The sequence below is a fragment of the Sinomonas sp. P47F7 genome, from assembly GCF_049332655.1.
In the GTDB taxonomy this organism is placed as follows: Bacteria; Actinomycetota; Actinomycetes; order Actinomycetales; family Micrococcaceae; genus Sinomonas.
On sequence record NZ_CP186327.1, the window covers coordinates 3,066,241 to 3,087,807 of the forward strand.

Sequence of the window (21,567 nt, forward strand, 5' to 3'; positions counted from 1 at the left end):
GTGGCCTTGACCATTCGGCCAAGGCCTCGAGCCGGCTCGAGTTGGATCTGTGCGGAATGTGCGTCGCCAGACAGCGCGAGGCCGTACGCTACCCGTTCGGCCAAGGCACGATTCTACCGTAGGCCTTCGAAGCGGTTTGCCCGCCGACACGCAACCACGAGAAGATGTGGACCATGCGCGGAATCATCTTGGCCGGCGGGACCGGCTCCCGACTGCACCCGATCACCCACGCCATCAGCAAGCAACTGGTGCCGGTGTATGACAAGCCGATGATTTACTACCCGCTTTCCACTCTGCTCCTCGCGGGGATTCGCGACATTCTCATCATCACGACCCCCCACGATGCTGAACAGTTCGAACGCCTCCTCGGTGACGGCTCCCAGTTTGGCGCCAACATCACGTACGCGCAGCAGCCGTCACCCGACGGCCTCGCCCAGGCGTTCATCCTCGGCGAGGACCACATCGGCGACGACCGCGTCGCGCTGATCCTGGGCGACAACATCTTCTACGGCCCCGGCATGGGGACGCGGCTCCGCCGCCATACCGAAGTCGATGGCGGAACGGTCTTCGGATACTGGGTCAAGAACCCGAGCGCCTACGGAGTCGTCGAATTCGACAAGAACGGCAAGGCGGTATCGCTCGAGGAGAAGCCCGAGCGTTTCAGGAGCCACTACGCAGTGCCCGGTCTCTACTTCTACGACAATGACGTCATTGAGATCGCCAAGGCCTTGAAGCCGTCTCCGCGCGGTGAACTTGAAATCACGGATGTGAACCGCGCCTACCTTGAGGCGGGCAGCCTCCAGGTCGAGGTCCTTCCGCGTGGCACCGCGTGGCTCGATACCGGAACGTTCAGCGACCTCAACGATGCGTCGAACTTCATTCGGACGATCGAGAACAGGCAAGGGCTCAAGATCGGGGCGCCAGAAGAAGTGGCGTGGCGGCTCGGCTTCCTCTCGGACGACGAGCTGCGTGTCCGGGCCGAAAAGCTGATTAAGAGCGGCTACGGCCAATACCTCTTGGGGCTCCTCGATCGAGCGCCCGGAGACGCCCAGCTGTAGGCCGAGTCCGGCCCCCACGACGGGGGCCGGATTCGCTTTTTAAGGCCGTTTTCCGAGGCGAGCTCTGTCGCGATTGCTCGAGGGTTTTTGCGCGGCCGCAATGAGTCGCGACAACTGGTAATCTTTTCCCTGTATTACCTCAAGTCACTCTGTTCACATGTGCCACACGCGATGTTACGCTAACAAAGGCCATCCACCTCGGCGAAAGCCCGTCAGGGCAATACGGGGACCTAGCGCAGCGAGCAGACGAGTGCCGGGAAGGCGCGCGCTGTCAGCCGGAGAAGGGCAATGCAGACCAACACGTCTCACACCGCAGTCAGAAGGACGATCTACAGCCTCGGGGCGGCGTCCTTGCTTCTCATGGCGATCGTGACACCCTCCGCGGCGACAGCGAGCCAGGGGCCCGGACCGCAGTCCCCCACGACTGCGGCCTCCCCCACGCCATCGCCGGCCCCTCCGTCGTCGTCCGCATCCCCGAAGGCCAGCTCTGGAGCGACCTCCGCCCCGACGCCATCGGCCGCCACGGATCCGTCGATACCGGGCACGCCGAAGTCTCAGGCGCAGAAAGACGCCATGCGGAAGTCCATCTCCTACGGCGGAGCGGAGATGGGCCAGCGTTCACCACGTGTCCAGGCGGACAAGAATCCGTTCCACGGAAGCACCGGCGGATCGATGGCGGTTGGCGGGCTCCTGCAGATGGCCACTGACCCCAACCACTGGCAGCCCGGGTACGGGATCTCGGGCCAGGACGTGAGCGCCTGGCAGACGAATACGAACTGGCAAGCTCAGTGGAACATGGGGTCCCGCTTCGCGTACGTCAAGGCGTCCGAGGGCGACTACTACACGAGCCCCACCTTCTGGCAGCAGATCCAGGGCTCGCAGAGCGTCGGGATGGTCCGTGGCGCTTACCACTTCGCCATCCCGAACTGGTCGGCCGCCGATGAGCAGGCCCGCTACTTCGTGGCCAACGGCGGCAACTGGACCGCTGACGGCAAGACACTCCCGCCGGTTCTCGACATCGAGTACAACCCGTACCAGGGGCAGGTGATCAACGGCTGGAACGCCGGCAACGTCTGCTACAGCATGAACGCGGCCCAGCTCTCGGCCTGGATCCACCTGTTCGGCGACACGGTGCACTCCCTCACGGGGCGCTATCCCGTCATCTACTCGACAACCGATTGGTGGAAGGGCTGCACCCTGAACGACGCCTCGTTCAGCGACTACCCGCTCTGGATTGCCGCGTACCCGACGAACCCATCGACCTCGCCCGGCGAGCTTCCCGCCAGCTGGGGTCAGTTCAGCTTCTGGCAGTACAGCTCGACCGGACCGTTCGACGGCGACAGCAACATCTGGAACGGTACTGGTGCCCAGCTGTCCATGATGGTGAACGCGTGGGACCGCCCCGGCATCGCGATGCCGGCGGGCGCCACGCCGGTCACGGGGCGATGGTGGGGCGATGGCAAGGCCTACGGCGGGTGGTTCAGCGGCGGCCAATGGTGTCTCCAGAGACCCACGAACGGCCCGTACTGCTTCTGGTATGGCATCGGGACCGACAAGCCGGTCGTAGGCGACTGGAACGGCGACGGGATCGACACGCCCGGCATCGTCCGCAACGGCCAGTGGCAGCTCACCAACTCGATCACGGCCCTCACGGTAGACCGAGTCGTGAACTACGGCGCGGCAACGGACACCCCGATCGCGGGCGACTGGGACGGAACGGGCGTGACGACGATCGGCGTCGTCCGCAACGGCATGTGGTATCTGACCAATTCGCTCAGCACCTACCCCGGCGTCGCGTACGCCTTCCCGTACGGCAACCCTGGAGACACACCCATCACCGGAAACTGGGCCGGCGGCCGCTCCTGGGGCATCGGTGTGGTCCGTAACGGCTGGTTCTACCTGAGCAACAACGGTCAGGGCGTCGACAACTACTTCCCGTTCGGGGTCGGCACGGACACCCCTGTGACCGGCGACTGGGACGGCGTGGGCGGCGCCACCGTCGGCATCGTGCGAAACGGCACGTGGCAGCTGACCAACAACAACAACACCCGCCAGGTCAACATCGTCTTCAACTAAGGAGCGATGTCTGGCGCTCAATGGCGGACGTATACGCTTGGTTGCATGATCGAATCCGACACCGTGCACGACAAGCGGCTCAAAGTCGCCATCGCGATGCTGACGCTTGTTCCCGGGACGATGGGCGGCGGAGAGACCTACGCCCGGGGTTTGGTTCGAAGCATCCCCTCTCGGCCTCGGATCGACGCGACCGCCTACGTGGGACGTCAGGCCAAGGGTTTCGCCACCGCGATTCCCGAGGTCGTGTGCGAGGAGATCGACGGTCAGGGATCGACGTCCGGCAAGATCGTCACGCTGCTCCGTGGGCTCCTCAACAGGGGGCGACTCCGGCGGACAATGCAGGAGGCTGACGTCTTCCACTTCCCGTTCGCTGTTGCGCTTCCCCAGCCTGAAGCGGACAAGGCGGTTGTACAGACGGTCTTTGACATGCAGCACTATGATCTTCCGCATTTGTTTTCGCGGGCAGAGCGCGTGTATCGCCGGCTGTTCTACGAAAGGACGTCGCGCTCGGCGGACGCCATCATCACCATTAGCGATTTCGCCAAGCAGACCATCGTCGACCATCTGGGCATCCCCGCGGAAAAGATCTTCACCGCCTACCTGGCCGTTGATTCGTCCGATTTCACGCCGAATCTTGGGCCCCGCGAAGACTTCATCCTCTACCCCGCACGGGGATGGGCTCATAAGAACCACGCGACGCTGTTCGACGCCATGCGCCTCCTGGAGAAGTCCCATCCGGGCCTCAAGCTCGTGCTGACCGGCGGCGGGCTCGAATCGCTGGAGAACATCCCCGGCAACGTCGAAGTTCGAGGACAGGTCCCACTCGCCGAGCTACGCGAGCTTTACCAGACGGCGAGCTGCCTCGTGTTTCCGAGCCTCTACGAGGGCTTCGGCTTCCCGCCGCTCGAGGCAATGGCCTCCGGATGCCCCGTGGCCTGCTCGACGTCGGGATCTCTGCCGGAGGTCGTCGGCGATGCCGCTGTGCTGTTCGACCCCCACTCCCCCGAGGCGATCGCCCAAGCGGTGCTCGACGCACGATCGCGGGCGGACGAGCTGCGGGCCCTGGGCTTTGAGCAGGTGAAGAAGTTCACGTGGGACGCGTGCGCCAAGTCTCACGAGAACGCCTATGCGTACGCGGCATCTGCCCGAGACCGCAGGCTTGCCTCCTCGCATTCATGAATTCGGCGACCGTCGTCTGACCCGGTCAACGCCGCCCCCCCGATATAGTGTCTGTGCAGCTACCAACTTCGTAAGGATCCTCATGCCTCGTGCGCTCATCACCGGCATCACCGGCCAGGACGGCCTGTACCTCTCCGAATTGCTCCTCTCCAAGGGGTATGAGGTCTACGGCCTGATACGCGGCCAGAACAACCCGAAGTATGAGCTGGTTCGTGAGACGGTCCCCGACGTCAAGCTTTTGACGGGTGATCTCATGGACGTCTCGTCGCTCGTGCGGATCCTCGACTCTGCCAATCCTGACGAGGTCTACAATCTCGGCGCCATCTCGTTCGTGGCGTATTCGTGGGAGAACGCCTCGGTGACCTCCGATGTCACAGGCAAGGGCGTGCTCAACATGCTCGAGGCGACCCGCCACTACGCGGGCGACGACGTGTCGAAGGTTCGCTTCTACCAAGCCTCCTCCTCGGAGATGTTCGGCAAGGTCCAGGAAGTGCCGCAGCGCGAGGAGACGCTCCTGTGGCCGCGCTCCCCGTACGGGGTGGCCAAGGTTTACGGCCACTACATGACGATCAACTATCGCGAGTCGTACGGAATGCACGCCTCGTCAGGCATTCTCTTCAACCACGAGTCGCCGCGCCGAGGCCCCGAGTTTGTCACCCGGAAGGTCTCCCAGGCCGTGGCCCGCATCAAGCTCGGGCTGCAGGACGAGCTTGTCCTCGGCAATCTCGACGCCAAACGGGACTGGGGCTTCGCCGGCGACTACGTCGAGGCGATGTGGCTCATGCTGCAGCAGTCGGCTGCTGACGACTACGTCATCTCGACCGGCGAGACCCACTCGATCGAAGAGCTGCTCGAGGCCGCCTTCGAGGCCGCTGGCGTGGCCGACTGGCGCAGCTACATCCGCCAGGACCCGCGCTTCATGCGGCCGGCGGAGGTGGACCTCCTCATCGGAGACTCCACGAAGGCCCGGACCGTTCTCGGCTGGAAGCCCAAGGTCTCGTTCCGCGAACTTGTGCAGATGATGGTTGAGAGCGACCTGCGGGAGCAGTCCGCTCTGATCCGGTGATGGCTGGTCCAGTAGGTGCAGGGCCCGGAGTTGCCCTCGTCACGGGTGTCTCCGGGCAAGACGGGTCATACCTCGCTGAGTCCCTCACGAAGAGGGGATGGACAGTCCACGGTCTGATCCGGCCAGGGCATAGCTGGAGTGGCGACGGCGTTCAGGTCCACCACGCCGATCTGGCCGATTCCAACGGCTTGGTCGCCCTCGTCCGGGACACCGCTCCCGACGTCATCTACAACCTCGGGGGCATCAGCTCGGTCGGCTACTCGTGGAACGAGCCCTACGACACGGCCCTCGTGACGGGCGCTGCGCCCATCGCCCTCATGGATGCGGCCCTTCAGCTGCAACGTTCCGAGGGCAAGGCCGTGCGCTTCTTCCAAGCGTCGAGCGCCGAAATCTTCGGTGCCGCCCCGGCCCCACAGAGCGAGTCGACGCCCCGTGTTCCGATCAGCCCGTACGGGGTCGCGAAGTCGATGGCGCACGCCGCCGTCGCGGTGTTCCGCTCCCAAGGCCTCGCCGCTTCGGCGGGAATCCTCTTCAACCACGAATCGGTGCGCCGCCCGCCGTCGTTCGTCACGCGCAAGATCACCCTCGGCGCCGCGGCGATCAAGCTCGGTTTTCGGACTGAATTGGTGCTGGGAAACCTCGACGCGCAACGTGACTTCGGCTGGGCGCCCGACTATGTCGACGCGATGCTCGCCATCGCCTCGGCCGAGGAGCCGGACGATTTCATCATCGCTACGGGCGTAGCGCATTCCGTCCGCGAGTTTGCCGAGGCCGCTTTCGCATCGGCGGGTCTCGGCGAGATCGAGCGCTACTTGCGCATCGATGCGAGATTCTCCCGGGCGGCCGATGCACCCACGATGCGCGGGGACGCGAGCAAGATCGCCCGTGAGCTGGGCTGGAAGGCCACCACCTCCTTCGAGGACATTGCGCGGAAGATGGTCGAGCACGACCTCGAGTGGCTCGACCAGCACGGACCCGAGGGGCTCAGTCTTTGACCGGGGACTGCCATGACCGCCAATAGCGCCACGGAAGGCACGGGTTCCGCGAGCCCAGGCACCGACAACCGGCCGCGAGGCGCGGTGTGGGTGGGCATCTCCTCCGCCGTTGCCTCGGTGGCCGGCGTCGTGATCATGTTCGTCGCGAGCCACGCTCTGAGCCCCGCCGACAACGCGGAGTTCCTCTCGTTCTGGGCCGCCCTCTTCCTCGTGTCCGGCCTCCTTGGCGGGGTCCAGACGGAGGCGACACGCGCCATCAGCGAGGTCAGCCACCGGGCCGTGCAACGCTCGGGGGCGCTCGTGCTCTCGGCGGCTCTGACGATCGGCGGTGCTGCGGCGGCCGTGCTCTTGCTCCTGAGCCCCATCTTGACCACCGTGGTCTTCAAGAAGGACGCCTGGACGAGCATCGTCTGCCTCACCGTGACGGCGCTCCTCTTCCCCGTGCACGCCGCCCTCTCCGGGTCGCTGCAGGGTCAGCGGCAGTGGGATCGGTTCGGCCAGCTCGTATCACTCGAATCGACGTTGCGTCTGATCGGCGTCGCTGCGGCCGCGCTGATGGGTGCGTCCCTGGGTGGCGTCGAGGTCGCCTGCCTCACCGCACTGCTCGCTTGGATGTCCTTCGTCCTCGCGTCGCGCCGCGCCCGCGCCTCACTCCGGGTGCGCACTTCCCTCGGCTTGCGAGCCCTCCTGGGAAATATGGGGCACGCGCTCCTTTCGGCGGCCTCCTCGGCCGCCCTCGTGGTCGGCTTTCCGATTCTTCTCAAGTTGACGACGTCGGCCCAAGACTATGCCTTGACGGCACCCCTCCTCCTGGCCGTTTCCCTCACGCGCGCGCCGATCATGATCCCTTTGCAGTCCTTCCAAGGGGTCGCCATCGCGCACGTCGTGAGGAATCCCGACGAGGGCTGGCGGGCCTTGCTCAAGCCGCTCGTGTGGGTCGCAGGGATAGGTCTGGCCGGCACGGTCCTCGCGTGGTTCATCGGGCCGCCGCTCATGTTGATCTTCGGCCCTGCCTACGTGATCAGCCCCTGGGTGGTCTCGTCACTCACGTTTGCGGCCGCCCTCATGGCCATCCTGACCTTGCTGGGAACCGCGGTCATCTCGCTCGGCCACCACGCGGCGTTCTCGACCGGCTGGATCGTGGCTACGGCCGTGTGCGTGGGTGTTCTCCTGCTCCCGTTGGGGACGGACCTCCGCACGGTGCTCAGCCTGACCCTTGGCCCGCTGTGCGGGATCGCTATCCACGCGCTGAGCCTCGGCGCAAGGCGCCGCGGGATCGTACGGGCGTCCTAGACGGGAGCCCTGAGAGGGGCGTCCTAGAAGTACGACGGGCCGTGAGGCTGCCGCGGGTCCCTGCGCGTTCCCCCGCTCAGCTCCCGCAGGCCGTGATTTTGATGAGCTTGGCATCGCCCTGCTGATCCACGAGCTGCCCTGCGCCCGCCTGCACAAGGTTGTCGAGCCCCCGCACGCCATGGTCACCGCCATGAACTTCCTTGTGGCCGAAGTCCAGGACGTAGGTGAGGCCGAGGTCGTGCACGGCCTTGCACACGGCGGGATCGTTCTTGGCATCGTTGAGGTGTTCGTACACGGTGGGCAGTTCTGGGGACACGATGCTCAGGATGTGCGCCTGAGCAACCTTTCGATCCGCGAACGCGTAGGCGAGCGAGCTCCCGTTCCAGGGATTTCCCACGATCACGGCGTCGGGCGGGGTGTCGGCGTCGAGGCGCTTGAAGAGCGCCATCTCATCGGTGGAGATCAGATCAGCCTCGGGCGAGATCCGATACGACCCGGACGCCACCTTGGCTGCGTCGCGGATCGAGCCGGTCTGCACGGCGACGACGGACAGCGCGATCGCGGCCACAGCCGCCACGGGGACCAGGCCCCCCACGATGGCCGGACGGCCCGCGCCCGCGTACTTGGGGGTCACGTACTTGCGGAACAAGAGGACCGCCCAGTCCCACACCCACAGTCCACCGGCGACCGCCAACGGAATGCCGACGAGCGGGAGGAGAGCAGCCAACCGCGGCGGGTCGTTGTAGTACACCCCGGTCAGGGCCGTCCGGAACTTCCCGAAGGGCACGCCCGCGACCACGACGAAGAGCAACCCAATGACCGCGTACACGCCGAGGAACCACCGACGGCTCGCGGCCCGTACCGCCCACGCGATCCCGATGAGGGCCAGGATCGCCGGCAGCCACGTCGGAGGCCTGCCGATCCCCGAGAGGGCAAGCAGCTCGCCGACGGCCTGGCCCACGGTCTCGACGGGCGCCCACGTCGCCGCGGCCGATGGCGGACGAATGAAGGCCCAGGCCGCAACTGCGACCAGAAGCCCCCCCACGAGGACCGCGCCCGGGAGGACCCAGCCGCCAGCGAAGCCGTTCCGCCGTCGCCACCATCTGAACCACACCACGAGGAGGATCGGCACCGCGACCGCAAGTAGGGTCATGAAGTTATTCGGGTGCGCCAACGCGAGCCCGGGCAGTCCGATGAGGACGAGAAGCGCGCTCATCGGGCGGCCCGGTTCCGTCTCGGCTCCGAACCCGAGTGCTCGCACGAGGAGCCCAAGAATAGCCGGAAGAAGCGCCGTGCCGAGGAAGTTCGGGAACAGGACACCGAAGTCGAGCAGGAGGATCGGGAACGCGCCAAAGCCCGTCGAGAAGATCGCGGTGAGCCACACGGCTCCGGGGCGATCGCCCACCAGAGAGCGGGTCAGAACGATCATCGAGAGCGGCCACACCAGGCCGGCGACAACCAGATTGACGGCGTTCACGGCCACCGTGATCTGGGGGCCACCGGTAGCCACGAGCGCGACGACGTCATGCCACCCTGCCGGATAAAAGCCCGAGCCGGAAAGGGTCGTGATGTACAGCGACGACGCGTTGCCGGTGTCGAGGATGTACCGGATGGCATTGAGGTGGAAGATGTTGTCGAACGTCTGCGAAAGGGCATCTGGCGTGCCGAACACGTCGATGAGACGCCGCGAGATGAGGGCTGCCGCCACCGCGACCGCGGCAACCCCGGACGCCCCCCAGGCCCACTGACGCGGGTCGGGCCTCGTGAAGCGGAACCGGCCGTGTGTGCGCCACGCGACGACGCCGCACACGAGGGCCGCAACGAGCGTTCCCACGGCGACCGGAATCGGCGACCACTTGAGCCCGACCCACGGCGCCGCGATCGCCGCCAGCGACACGACCGAGACCGAGATCAGCGGAGCGTACGCAAACAGATGGAAAATCCTCAGCCGTGCGGCCAGTCCAACAATCAGTCCCGGCACAAAGAGCACGGCGAGGGACGCCATGACAGCCGGAACGGCTGACCACCAGCTCAACCGATTCCCCTTCCTACAATGAGTTGTTCCACGATGAGACGTTGCCCGACAGCTTGCTCCCACGACCGCGGGGCGCTGACGTGCATCCTAGGACGCCGTGCTGCGCATCGCCTCGACGGCGCCGTCGATCTTTCCGTCGAACTGGACCTTTCCCCGACGAAGCAAGATCCCCCGATCGCACACCTGCTTGACCAGTTCGAGGTCGTGGCTCACGACGACGAGAGTCTTGCCCTCGGCCGCGAGCTCCTTGATCTTGGCAATGCACTTGCGCTGGAAGGGCTCGTCGCCGACGGCGAGGATCTCGTCCACGAGGAAGACCTCGGGATCGGTGTGCACCGCGACGGAGAAGGCCAAGCGGAGATACATGCCCGACGAGTAGAACTTGACCTCGGTGTCGATGAACTCCCCGATCTCGGAGAATTCCACGATCGAGTCGAAGCGCTCGTTGATCTGCTCCTCGCTCATGCCCAAGATGGCGCCGTTGAGGTACACATTGTCGCGACCCGTCAAGTCGTGGTGGAACCCCGCTCCGACCTCGATGAGGCCAGCCACCCGGCCCCGCGTCAGGACGCTTCCCGAGTCGGGCAGCATGACACCCGAGATGTGCTTGAGGAGCGTCGACTTCCCCGATCCGTTGAAACCGAGGAGCGCGACGGTCTCGCCCTGCTCGACAACCAATGAGACGTTGTCGAGGGCAAAGAACTTGTGGCTCAGATCACCCTTGCGCCCCTTGAGGAGCCAGACCAGCGCTTCCTTGAGCGAGCGGGTGTGACGGAGCACGAACTGCTTGCTGATGTTTTGGACGTCAATTGCGGTGGCCACGTCAGAGCTCCTGGGCGAAGCGGCCCTCGAGCCGCCGGAAGGTGAACTGGCCGATCACGACCACCACGACGGACACGACGAGGCCAACCGGAAGCCACAGGGCGAGGAGATTCGGCGGCAGCTCAGCGGTGCCAGACGTCGTCGGGTACCAGAAGGCGTAGTGGAAGATCTCGACCGCAATGGTGATCGGATTCGCCTGGTAGACCGCGAAGAATCCGGCGCCGAGCGTGCTGCGCACCATCGTCCAGACATAGAGGACGGGCGACGCCCACGTGACGATCATGAGCAGGAGGTCGACGATGTTCTCGAAGTCTCGGAAGTACACATTGACAGCCCCGAAGAACAGGCCAAGACCCGTCGCCAGCAACGCCACGACGATGAACCCAGCGAGCGCCGCAGCAATGTGAAGCACGGACGGGTGCCAGCCCGAGAAGACGCACGCAACGATCAGGACTACGAGCTGCGGGAAGAAATGCACGCCTGAAACCCACACCGACGCCACCGGGAACAGCTCTCGAGGAAGATAGATCTTCTTGATCAGGCTCCCATTGCCCACAATCGACCGCGCGGCGTTACCGAGGGCCTCGGTGAAGAAGTTGATCAGGATGATGCCCGAGAACAGGTAGACCGCGTAGTTCTCCGTGCCCTTGTTGAGGCCAAGGAAGACCCCCAGCGCGAGGTAGAACACGATGAACTGGACGCCCGGCTTGACGTAGCTCCACAGGAGGCCGAGGACGGAGCCTCGATAGCGGACCTTCAGCTCCTTGCGGACCAGAAGCTTGAGAAGGAACCTCGCTCGAAAGGTGTCGGCCAAGCCCGAGCCGACGCCGGGCCTGGCCAGTTCGTCCGTGCTGCTCACCGAGAATCGCTCACCGTGTGTTCGTCGAAGGTCTTCTTCCACGACTCAATCGAGGTCAGCCCGTCGAGGGCTGCCTTGTAGCGCAGGCTCAGCGGACGCCAGCGCGCAAGCAGATCCGCGTGGAGACGAGCGCTCTCGGCGAGCATGCGCCGCAGAACCTGCGGATCGCGCTGGTACCAGGACGCGCCCGTGCCTTCGGCGTTGGAGACGACCGCCGAGTCGTACTGCGACATGCGCCACCACTTGTTGTCGATGTGCGGCACGTTTGCCTGCGGACGCTCCTTGCTCGACTCGACCACCGGCTGAATGAGCTGCCGGATCACCGTCTTGACGGCCCACGGGACGAGCAGCGCTGCGCTCGGCCGGCTGAAGCCCTGACCGTGACGCGGCGGCTTGGCCATGCGCGGAGCCGGGAAGGCGTCGGGGTCCGGCTGGAACGACGAGTCGGAGTGCTCGGAGAGCATCTTGCGGATCTCGGGAAGCCGCGTGCTCAGGAGCTCGGGCAGGGCCTCGGGTCCCTTGAGGAGATCCTGAATGGCCCACGTCCGCCCCTCGACGGTCGCGTACTGCATCGAGACGAGGTGCTTGAAGTCGTCCTGCTGGAGTTCGCGGATCACCCGACCGCCGAGCTCGTACGGGCTGTGCAGGAGGGCGGTGATCGCACGGTTCCGGGTGTGGAAGTAGGCCTGCCACCCCACGAGATCGTCCTTGTCGATCCACGAAACGTGCCACACCGCGGCACCGGGCATGGAGACCGTGGGGAAGCCCCGCTCCTTGGCGCGGAGGCCGTACTCGGCGTCGTCCCACTTGATGAAGATCGGCAGCGCCAGCCCGATCTCGCGGATGACCGACGTCGGGATGAGGCACATCCACCAGCCGTTGTAGTCGACGTCGGTGCGCCGGTGAAGCCATGGGGTCTGCCGAAGGTTGGAGACCATGAAGTCGTGACCGAGTTCTGCGTCCTCGCTCGGCAGGGCCGGCTGGATGCGGTACGGGTTCACGATCTCACCGAACGTGTGGAGCACGGTCCGGTTGTAGAGGTCGAACATGTGGCCGCCCACGAGGGTCGGCGTCTTGCAGCGATCCGCGAAAGTGACGAGACGGAGGATGCTCTCGGTCTCCACGACGATGTCGTCGTCCATGAGGAGCGCGTAGTCGCTGCCGTTGGCCACGGCCTCGTACATGCCCCGTGAGAATCCTCCCGATCCGCCCAGGTTGCTCTGCTCGATGACCCGAAGCCGGCCGCCGAGCTGCGTCTTGACCTCGTCGAAGCCTTCCGCCTCCGAGACCTTCTGCGTGCCTTGATCGACGATGAGGATTTCCTGGAGCGCTTCGAGCGCCTCCGGGTCCTCGGCGAGGAGGCGCAGGTTGTTGAGGCAGAAGTCCGTCTTGTTGAGGGTCGTGATCTGCAGCGTCACTGCCCCACGGCGCGGGGCCGGGCCGGGCGCCTGCCATTCGGCGCCGCGGACGACGACCGGCTCAGCGCCGGCGACGACGTCGAACCAGTACCAGCCGCCGTCGCCGAACGGCTTGAGCGTCAGGTCGAAATCGGTCGTGGTCTGGCCCTCGACGCGCTGCGCGTCGACACGCTGGAGCGATCCGCGAGAGTTGGACTTGTAGACGATGATCGCGCCCGTGCCGGTCGTGGTCACGGTCAACCGGACGGAGTCGACCGTGGTCCAGCGCCGCCAGTAGCTCGCGGGGAACGCGTTGAAGTACGTCCCGAAGGAAACTCGCTCGCCGGGGCGAACGCTCATCGAGGAGCGTGAAAGGAAGTCCTCGGCGTGGGCCTCACGCGTCACACTGTTGATAGTGCGCGGCTTGGCATCGCGCTTGTCCTGGTCGCCCGTCGTCGGCAGCTGGACGCCGGCGGCGGCACCCATGTCGACGTACAGGGGCACGGTGTCCATCTGTGCCTGGGGCGGAAGAATCACGCGCTGAAGGGTCTGCCATTCCATCTCGGACTCCTCTTCGCCGATCGACTCCGATGCTTCGAGAACCGTCATGCGTCCACTCCTCCACTCACCAACGCCTCGCCCTTGGCGAAGTGCGGCTCGATCTTGTTGTCGAACGCGCTCAGGGCCGAACCGATGGCCATGTGCATGTCCAGGTACTTGTACGTGCCAAGGCGCCCACCGAAGAGGACGGACCGCTCGGCCCTGGCGAGGTCGCGATAGGCCAGGAGCTTCGCGCGGTCGACCTCGGTGTTGATCGGGTAATAGGGCTCGTCGCCCTTCTCCGCGAAGCGCGAGAACTCGCGCATGATGACCGTCTTGTCGGTCTGGTAGTTGCGCTCCGGGTGGAAGTGGCGCGGCTCGATGATGCGCGTCCACGGGACGTTGTCGTCGTTGTAGTTGACCACCGAGGTGCCCTGGAAGTCACCCACCTCGAGCACCTCCTCCTCGAAGTCGATGGTGCGCCACGAGAGGTCGCCCTCGGCGTAGTCGAAGTAGCGGTCCACCGGGCCCGTGTAGACGACCGGCACGTTCCCGACCACGTTGCTCTTGTTGATCGGCTGGGACTCGTCGAAGAAGTCCGTGTTGAGCTGCACCGTGATGTTGGGGTGGTCGGCCATCCGCTCGATCCACGCCGTGTAGCCGTGGGTCGGGAGACCCTCATACGTGTCGTTGAAGTAGCGGTTGTCGTAGGTGTAGCGGACGGGGAGCCGCGAGATGATTCCGGCGGGCAGATCCGTCGGATCGGTCTGCCACTGCTTCCCCGTGTAGTGCTTGATGAACGCCTCGTACAGCGGGCGCCCAATGAGCTGGATGCCCTTGTCGTTCAGGTTCTGCGGGTCGGTGCCCGCGAGCTCGCCGGCCTGCTCCGCGATGAGCGCCCGAGCCTCCTGCGGCGTGTAGTTGGCGCGGAAGAACTGGTTGATGGTGCCAAGGTTGATCGGCAGCGGGAAGACCTCGCCCTTGTGCACGCCGTAGACGCGGTGCACGTAGTTCGTGAACGTCGTGAACTGGTTCACGTAGTCCCACACGCGCTCGTTCGACGTGTGGAAGAGATGGGCGCCGTACCGGTGCACCTCAATGCCCGTCTGGGCATCGTCCTCGCTGTAGGCATTGCCGCCGATGTGATGGCGACGGTCAATCACCGTGACTTTGAGTCCGAGCTCCTTGGCAGCCCGTTCGGCCACCGTGAGGCCGAAGAAGCCGGATCCGACGACGACGAGATCAGCGTCCACAAATTCTCCTGATAGATACGTCGGCCCGCCCAATCGCGGCCTTGGAGTGTCAGCACCTAGGCTACCCGAGGGGTCCCGCGATCCCTGAATCAGCGTGAGCTCAAGGGCTCAGGCCCAACGCGACGGCCAGATCAGGCGCGAGCGTCTTCGCGAACGTGTTCGTCATGTGATTGTCGCGGTAGACGAGGACGTTGCCGACGACGGCGGGGCACGCGCCATCGCGGCAGAAGAGCCGCGAGAGGTCGATAATGTCGACGCCTGGGACCTGCCGCGCGGCCGCCACGAGCGGATCCTTCCCGCCCTCGAAAGCCTCGGAGGCCGCCGTCGTACATTCATCCCCGCGGCCGTACCTCTGCACGCATTCCACGGGATTGCCGTGCGGATACGGCAGGTCGGCCATGACGGCGACGCGCAGCCCTGCCGCGCGCAGACCCGAAAGGGACTGCACGTATCCGTCGACCAGCGAAGCATCCGGCGACCAGGACCAGCCGAGCGCCTTCTGGTAGCTGGACTCGCGCATCCCTGCGACCAGGACAAGGCCGGGCTTCTGCTCGATGACCTTCGCCGCAGTCTGGGCGTTTTGGCTTGAGCAATTGGAGTACACCGTCGTCGTGGATCGCGGGGGCGTGAGCGCGAACGGGCAGCCGTTCCTCACCATGGCGTGAATCGTCAGCGGCGTGGTCCGCGAGATCGCGATGAGGGGGTCCACGAACTGACCCGCGTGGGAATCGCCGAGGACCTCAATCGTCGGCACGCCCCGTGCCGCCGGGGAACCGAACCAGCAATCTGTGTCGGGCACGGTGGCCGGGTCGTAGACCCCGCAGGCGCCGGCATTGCTTGCCGGCACGTCCTGCATCGCCACCGACGGGTCCGGACGAATGGGCAGGCCCAGGGGCGCCGCCCGGGGATGCGTGGACCACGTCTGCGCGCCGGGGTAATCGCGGTCGGAGAGCTCGACCAACAGCTGCGCCCGCTTGGTTTCGACCACCTGCCATGGCACCCACGCGGTCACGGCAACGCACGCCGCGAGCGCGAGCGCGAGGCCGAAGGCGCTCCGGTATCCGATCCAGGCGGAGTTCTCGGCCGGTCTTCTGGGTGAGCGCCGTCGGAACGGCTGCTCAATCCAGCGGTAGGACGCGGCGGCGAGGAGGAGGCTCAGCGCTCCGAGCCCGAAGGCCTCACGGATGCCGGGGGCTCGTCCGAGGAGGGCCACCGCGAAAACGACGACGGGCCAGTGCCACAGATACAGCGAATACGATACGTCCCCGATGAAGGCGATCGGTCTGACGCTCAGGAGCTTGGACGGGGACCACGGCGTGGAAAGACTGAGGGGGCCGACCCTCAGCAGCAGGGCAGTGCCGAGGACCGGGACGGCCGCGATTGCGCCGGGGAACGGCATGTCGGTGGTCAGGAAGAAGGCGGGAACGATGATGGCCGCACATGCCACCCACGTGATTCCCGACGCGACGCGCCCGGACGGCTTCGCGAACGGCGGGACCAGGGCCGCGAGTCCGCCCACGGCGAGCTCCCACACCCTCGTGGTGGTAGCGAAGTACGCGATGGTGTGCTCGGCGTTGCTCAGGTAGACGCTGTAGAGAAAGGACGTCGCTGCAATCACGGCCAGCGCCGGAACGATGTACCGACCCGGCGAGCGCCCGGGTGCCGGGCCGGGACCTCGCTCCGCCCCACGCGTAGTCCGGCGTGCGGCGACGACAAGCATCACGATGAAGAAGGGGACGACGAGGTAGAACTGTTCCTCAACAGCGAGCGACCAGAAATGCTGCAACGGGGACACCGCCTGCGTCGCGCCGGCATACGAAACGGCCGACAACGCCTGGTGCCAGTTCTGCACCTGAAGCAGGGAGAAGAACGCGTCGGAGGAGATCGACTGCCACCGGCTCTGGGGCAGCAGCAGCACGGCCCCGACGGAAACGGCCACGAGAACGGCGGCCGACGCCGGGAACAGCCTGCGTATTCGCCGTGCATAGAACGCCCGAATCGAGATGGTGCTGCGCTTCGCGGCTTCCCTCGCGAGGGACCCGACAATCAGGAAGCCAGAGACGACAAAGAAGACGTCCACGCCGATGAACCCGCCCGGAAGGGAATCGGGCCGCAGATGGTAGACAACGACCAGACCCACAGCCAACGCACGCAGACCCTGGATGTCACGCCTAGGCGAATGGCTTGGCCTGGCATCCACCCGACCCGTCGCAGGGCCGTGCCTCATATGGTCCCCTTTTCAACGCTCCGTGGAGTCAACTGCACGCCGTCGGCGGACTCAGGCGAGCCCATTCCCGCAGACGGCCGAGTCTATCGGACAACGGTCGGCTAATTCCCAGCTTTGATTTATCCACATAGGGCCGTCTGGGCCAGCGGGGTCGATCGAGAACCGCCTATCCTCTCGCTGAGGAACAGGTTGGGGGCCATGGAACTTCATTTCACTCTCGTCGCGCCGGAGTGCGGGGATCACGCCGTTCGCGAGCTGGTCGCAACGGTGCAGCGGGGAACAAGCGGTGCCGACATCGCAAGCGAGCTCTTTCGCCTCTTCGAAGCGACGGGGATCGAGGTCGAGGGACGCGCCCTCGCAGGTCTCACGGTGGGCTCGCCGCCCCTCCGAAGCGGAGCTCTGCTCCTGGCCGGGAGCGCGCGGGGACCAGCGAATGCGCCTCGGGCCCCGCTGGTCTTCGCCGTGCGGAGCGGTCCCGCCGCGGGATCCGTCTTCGGGCTCGAACGCGGCGTGAGCACCGTGGGGCGCGGGCCGGACGGCCGTGGGCTGGATGGCAAGTTCGACGGCGGGCCCGTCCGCCGGCTGGAGGGCCGACGCGACGTCATAGCGCTGCCAGACCCCGAGCTGTCGCGGGAGCACGCGCGCTTCGACGTCGGCGAGTCCTCCGTGCGCCTTGTGGACGCGGGAAGTCGCAACGGAACGACTCTGGACGGACGCCGTGTCCGCGAGGCCCTGGTCACTCGGGGCCAGAGGATCCGATTCGGCTCGACGACGGGGAGCCTCGAAGTCTCGGGAGGGTCCCGGCCGCACGCCGGTGCGGGCCGGCTTCACGGCGATCCCCTGCGAGTCACGCGCCCAGTGGGCGGGCGGCCGCGGCTGGCCCTCCTCGCCATGGCCGTCGTGCCGCTCGTCCTCGGGGTCGGCATCGCCGCGTTCACGGGTCAGTGGATGTTCCTCGCACTGTCCGGCGTCTCAGCGGGTTCGGCCCTGCTCCCTCTCGTAGAGGGAAGAAAGGCACGGCGGGCATTCGGGAAGGCCCTCGCCCGAGCGGTCGACGACGACCTTGCGCGCAGGCTTCAGGCCGCCCCCGACGCCTACGAGATCAGCACTCAGGAGGGCGCTGCCACGCCGGAATCCGGCGCGCTCCAGGGGCCGGTCATGCTGCGGGTTGGCGAGGGACGGCAGCGAGCGGACGTCGTCGTCGACCCGGACGACGGCGCCCCGATCCCCGAGCATCCTTCGGCACCCATCGTCGTGCCGCTCGAGGGTCTCGTCGCAGTGAGGGGTCCCCATCGCGCCGTCGAGGGACACGCCAGCTTTCTTGTCCTCCAGCTGGCATCTCTGCCCGCCGCATCGGGGCTGAGGGTCGTCGTGGCCGGCGGTTCCCGGCCCTTTCGGCTGGCCGCGCGCTTTCTGCCGCGCGTGCGCGTCTTGTCCGACGAAGAGTGCGGCGACCCCGCCCGCGCGCGGCATGCGTTCGGGGCGGGCGAGCGATGCTGCCTTCTGCTCCTCCCGAAGCTCCGCCAAGCCGTCGTGAGCGATGTCGTGACGGCGGCCCTCGCCGTCGGGCTCCCTGTCATCGACGCCGCGGGCACCCAAGTTGGTGCCCGGGCCGAGATCGACGTCGGCCGGACGCCAGCCCGGCTTCGGGCCCGCGGCAAGGACACAGACTTCATCGCCGACCTCGTTCCGACCCGCGCCTTCGCTGCCGCGGCGCGGCACCTCTGCGCTGTCGGGGAAACGGACGACGGCGGGACCCTCCCGGGCCGCTGTTCGCTCGACTCCGTGGTTGGTCTGGGCGAAGGCGACCTAGCCGAGGCGTGGACGCGCGCGGACGTGGCGGCAGCCGCCTCGGTCCCCGTCGCGCTCGGCCAAGGGCACGCGGGGCCTCTGACGATTGACCTTGTGGCCGACGGTCCTCACCTGCTGATCGCGGGCACGACGGGCTCGGGGAAGTCCGAACTGTTGCGATCCCTCATTGCGAGTGCGGCCGCCTCGCATTCGCCGCGCCGCATCACGTTCCTGTTCGTGGACTTCAAGGGCGGATCGGGCTTGGAGCCACTCGCACGCCTTCCGCACTGCGTGGGCCTCGTCTCCGACCTCGTGGGGGAGATCAACCGCACGCTGATTTCGCTGCGCGCCGAGGTGGTCCGGCGCGAACGGATCCTCGCCGACGCCGGGTGCGCAGACATTGCCGACTATCAGCGCCTCAGCGATCAGAGTCTCAGCGATCAGAGTCTCAGCGGCGGGCACGAGCCGCTCGCGCGGCTTGTGCTAGTCATCGATGAATTCCGGATGCTGGTCGAGGAGAACCCCGAAGCCCTGACGGAATTCCTCAGGATCGCGAGTATTGGCCGTTCCCTCGGACTCCATCTCGTCATGGCGACTCAGCGTCCTCAGGGGGCTGTGAGCGCCGATATCCGCGCGAACGTCGGGTCGGTGATCGCCCTGCGCGTTGCGGGAGAGTCGGAATCGCGCGACGCGATCGGCTCCCCCGCTGCGGCCCGCATCCCCGCCGGGGTCCCCGGCCGCGCCCTTTTGGTGGCCGGAGCCAGCGAACCTGTCGAATTCCAGACCGCCTCACTCGGGCTTGCCGGGGAGCGCGCCGCGCGGCAGCCGGTGAGGATCGTGAGCGCCGACGACTGGCTCACGGCCGGTTCACGCGGTCGCGAGGATTCGCTTTCGCTCACCCCGGCGGAGGCGGCGGCCGGCTTCGTTGAGGCCGCGCGCGAGGCGTGGCGGGCCGCGGGCGGGGATCCCCCTCGGAGACCGGTCGCCGAACCGCTTCCCGACTCCGCAGGGGCGCCGGAGCCGGCGCGGGGCGGCTCGGTGCCGCTCGGCGTGGCCGACCTGCCGCACGAGCAGCGCACCGCCGTGCTGTGCTGGAGTCCAGAGCGGGAGGGCCATCTCGTGTTCGTGGGCGACGCAGCCTCGGGGAGCGACCGAGCGCTTACCGCCGTCGTGGGGCAGCTGGCCGTGGCGGGACTGCGAAGGAGCCTTTATCTGCTCGACGCCGACGGTTCGTTCTCGGGCCTGCAAAGCCATCCGCGCGTCGGCGCATACGTCCGCGCGGACGAGCCGCGGCTCGCCGCGCGCGTCATCTCGCGGCTCGCCCAGGAAGCCGCAAGACGGGCCGGCGGCGAGGGGCCAGCGGCGGAGAGGCCGACGCTAGTGCTCGCGATATCCGGCTGGGGCAACTGGATCGCCACGCTGCGATCCGGAGCCTATTCCGGGGCGGAGGACGCCCTGCTGGAGCTCGCCCGCAGCGGGCCGGCGCGGCACGTGGTGCTTGCGGTCTCGGGGAGCCGCGAGCTCGTGGCGTCCCGGGCCTTCGCGGAATTGCCTTCTCGCCTTTTCTTCCCATGGGGCACCACCGAGGAGGCCCGGCTCGGCTGGCCTCGCATGATCGGCCCGGCCGCAACTGCCCGCCCGGCTGCCACGGACGGGGCGGTGTCCGCGGGCCGGGCCATCGCGGCCGGGCTCATCTCCCACGAGCGGCCTGTGGCCGTTCAATGCTTCGATGCCCCGCCCGCGCAGCAGCGCCCGCCGGTGGAACCGGGCTCTCCCCCGTTCCGGATCCTTCCGCTGCCCACGGAGGTCTCGTCGGCGGAGGTGTCCCGAGCGGTGCTGGAAGCCCTATCCATGGACACTCAGGCGGCCAGCTCCACACCCGGGGCTGGCTGGCTTGCGGTCGGGGTCCACGGCGACGAGGCCCGCCCGCTGGCCCTGCCGCTCGCCCCCGGCAACGTGCTCTTGGTCCTGGGCCCGCGCGGAAGTGGCAAGACATCGCTTCTCGACGCCTTGCCCGCCATGAACCCAGGCTCCGCGACCTGGCACCGCCCCGACCGGACAGGTTCAGCGCACGCCAGCCCGCCGGAAGCCGGATCGCTGGCAGCCAGCCCGCCGGAAGCCGGATCGCTGGCGGCGAGCGCAGCCGCCGCGGCGCGCGACGCGCGCGCCGGCCGCCGAGCCATCCTGCTCGTGGACGACGCCGACCGGCTGAGCCAGAAAGAGAACAGCCTCGTCGTCGAGGCCCTCGATGCGGGTGCCTCGGTCGTGGCGACGGCGGGGTACGGCACGGCGCCGTACAGTGCGTGTCCCATCGCCCTCCGCGCGCGAACCACGAGATCGGGAATCGCGATCAGGCCGCGCTCGCCGTCGGACGGGGACGCGTTCGGTGTCAGGCTCGACCCGCCCTGCGGCACCGCGCGCGGCGGAGTCCCTCCCGGGCGGGGGGTCGTGGTGGTCGACGGCACGCAGGTCGACGTCCAGCTCGGATGGTTGGGGCCCGGCCGGCCGAGGGCCGTCGCCTCTAGTCAGACGACGTCGAGCCGCCCGTCGGAGGCTTCGTCGAGCGCTGCGTGACCTCGAACACCGGCCTGGAGAACAGGAGGACGACCGCGGCAGCGGCCGGGACCAGGATGAGGAGTCCGTACACGACGTAACCGCCCGTCACGGTCGGGAATCCGATGGTCGCGGCGAATAGCTGAATGACGAGCACGATCGACCGGGTCCACCGGTAGCCGCGCCACAGGAACACCCCGGCCGCGCCGAGCCCGGCACCGACGAGGGCCAGGAGAATCATCGTGAACACGGCCCCGGCCGGCGATACCGTGGCCTGACCCGCAGCGAGCGCCAGCGCATAGAAGATCGCGATGCCCACGAGGGCAAGGGCCTCAAGCAGGACGATGCCGACAAGGACCTTGAGCTGGACCGGCTTGGGCTTCGCCGTAGAGAAACGGGAGGAAGACTGCACAGCGAGAGAAT

General features: G+C 66.9%; 15 protein-coding genes. 7 read left to right on the forward strand and 8 right to left on the reverse strand.

The annotated features are described in order from the left end of the window. Positions 1 to 173 precede the first annotated feature (173 nt). Complete coding sequence (gene rfbA, locus ACOKR1_RS14320) at positions 174 to 1,058, forward strand: glucose-1-phosphate thymidylyltransferase RfbA (RefSeq protein ID WP_422933669.1); 885 nt, start codon at positions 174 to 176, stop codon at positions 1,056 to 1,058. Between the two features lie 329 nt (positions 1,059 to 1,387). Here rfbA and ACOKR1_RS14325 read toward each other — a convergent pair whose 3' ends face one another. After that, on the reverse strand, positions 1,388 to 1,603 hold the full coding sequence (locus ACOKR1_RS14325; RefSeq protein ID WP_422933670.1) for a hypothetical protein: 216 nt from the start codon (positions 1,601 to 1,603) through the stop codon (positions 1,388 to 1,390). A gap of 28 nt (positions 1,604 to 1,631) precedes the next feature. Here ACOKR1_RS14325 and ACOKR1_RS14330 point away from each other — a divergent pair, with 28 nt between their 5' ends. The 5 genes from ACOKR1_RS14330 (at position 1,632) to ACOKR1_RS14350 (ending at position 7,667) form a co-directional block, all read left to right on the forward strand. After that, positions 1,632 to 3,134: a GH25 family lysozyme gene (locus tag ACOKR1_RS14330; RefSeq protein ID WP_422933671.1), complete on the forward strand. Its 1,503-nt coding sequence runs from the start codon at positions 1,632 to 1,634 to the stop codon at positions 3,132 to 3,134. A 45-nt stretch (positions 3,135 to 3,179) separates the two neighbouring features. Then, positions 3,180 to 4,313 carry a glycosyltransferase family 4 protein gene (locus ACOKR1_RS14335; RefSeq protein ID WP_422933672.1) on the forward strand — a complete coding sequence of 378 codons (1,134 nt, stop codon included), beginning with the start codon at positions 3,180 to 3,182 and terminating at the stop codon, positions 4,311 to 4,313. A gap of 82 nt (positions 4,314 to 4,395) precedes the next feature. Further along, positions 4,396 to 5,379, forward strand: a complete 984-nt coding sequence (locus ACOKR1_RS14340) for a GDP-mannose 4,6-dehydratase (protein ID WP_422933673.1) — start codon at positions 4,396 to 4,398, stop codon at positions 5,377 to 5,379. Next, on the forward strand, positions 5,379 to 6,374 hold the full coding sequence (locus tag ACOKR1_RS14345; protein ID WP_422933674.1) for a GDP-mannose 4,6-dehydratase: 996 nt from the start codon (positions 5,379 to 5,381) through the stop codon (positions 6,372 to 6,374). Before ACOKR1_RS14340 ends, ACOKR1_RS14345 begins: the two co-directional genes overlap by 1 nt. Before the next feature lie 12 nt (positions 6,375 to 6,386). Continuing rightward, the gene (locus tag ACOKR1_RS14350) at positions 6,387 to 7,667 is read left to right on the forward strand and encodes a lipopolysaccharide biosynthesis protein (RefSeq protein WP_422933675.1); all 1,281 of its coding nucleotides are present in this window, start codon (positions 6,387 to 6,389) and stop codon (positions 7,665 to 7,667) included. A 76-nt stretch (positions 7,668 to 7,743) separates the two neighbouring features. Here ACOKR1_RS14350 and ACOKR1_RS14355 read toward each other — a convergent pair whose 3' ends face one another. The 6 genes from ACOKR1_RS14355 to ACOKR1_RS14380 form a co-directional block, all read right to left on the reverse strand. Beyond that, positions 7,744 to 9,702 carry a DUF6541 family protein gene (locus ACOKR1_RS14355; RefSeq protein ID WP_422933676.1) on the reverse strand — a complete coding sequence of 653 codons (1,959 nt, stop codon included), beginning with the start codon at positions 9,700 to 9,702 and terminating at the stop codon, positions 7,744 to 7,746. 87 nt (positions 9,703 to 9,789) lie between these two features. Further along, a complete protein-coding gene (locus ACOKR1_RS14360) occupies positions 9,790 to 10,524 on the reverse strand; it encodes an ABC transporter ATP-binding protein (RefSeq protein ID WP_422933677.1) in 735 nt (244 codons plus the stop codon). Between the two features lies 1 nt (position 10,525). Further along, positions 10,526 to 11,383, reverse strand: a complete 858-nt coding sequence (locus ACOKR1_RS14365; protein WP_422933678.1) for an ABC transporter permease — start codon at positions 11,381 to 11,383, stop codon at positions 10,526 to 10,528. Then, positions 11,380 to 13,389 carry a glycosyltransferase gene (locus tag ACOKR1_RS14370; protein ID WP_422933679.1) on the reverse strand — a complete coding sequence of 670 codons (2,010 nt, stop codon included), beginning with the start codon at positions 13,387 to 13,389 and terminating at the stop codon, positions 11,380 to 11,382. The genes ACOKR1_RS14365 and ACOKR1_RS14370 overlap by 4 nt, the downstream gene beginning before the upstream one ends. Continuing rightward, a complete protein-coding gene (gene glf, locus ACOKR1_RS14375; RefSeq protein WP_422933680.1) occupies positions 13,386 to 14,573 on the reverse strand; it encodes a UDP-galactopyranose mutase in 1,188 nt (395 codons plus the stop codon). Before glf ends, ACOKR1_RS14370 begins: the two co-directional genes overlap by 4 nt. Positions 14,574 to 14,673: 100 nt before the next feature. Then, positions 14,674 to 16,800 carry an acyltransferase family protein gene (locus ACOKR1_RS14380; RefSeq protein WP_422933681.1) on the reverse strand — a complete coding sequence of 709 codons (2,127 nt, stop codon included), beginning with the start codon at positions 16,798 to 16,800 and terminating at the stop codon, positions 14,674 to 14,676. Positions 16,801 to 16,998: 198 nt separating this feature from the next. Between ACOKR1_RS14380 and ACOKR1_RS14385 the strand changes: the two genes are divergently transcribed. Continuing rightward, complete coding sequence (locus tag ACOKR1_RS14385; protein WP_422933682.1) at positions 16,999 to 21,165, forward strand: FtsK/SpoIIIE domain-containing protein; 4,167 nt, start codon at positions 16,999 to 17,001, stop codon at positions 21,163 to 21,165. Here the strand turns inward: ACOKR1_RS14385 and ACOKR1_RS14390 are convergent. Next, positions 21,113 to 21,556 (reverse strand): hypothetical protein, encoded by a 444-nt coding sequence (locus ACOKR1_RS14390; protein WP_422933683.1) that lies wholly within the window; start codon positions 21,554 to 21,556, stop codon positions 21,113 to 21,115. The two genes, ACOKR1_RS14385 and ACOKR1_RS14390, sit on opposite strands and share 53 nt — an antisense overlap. Positions 21,557 to 21,567 lie beyond the last annotated feature (11 nt).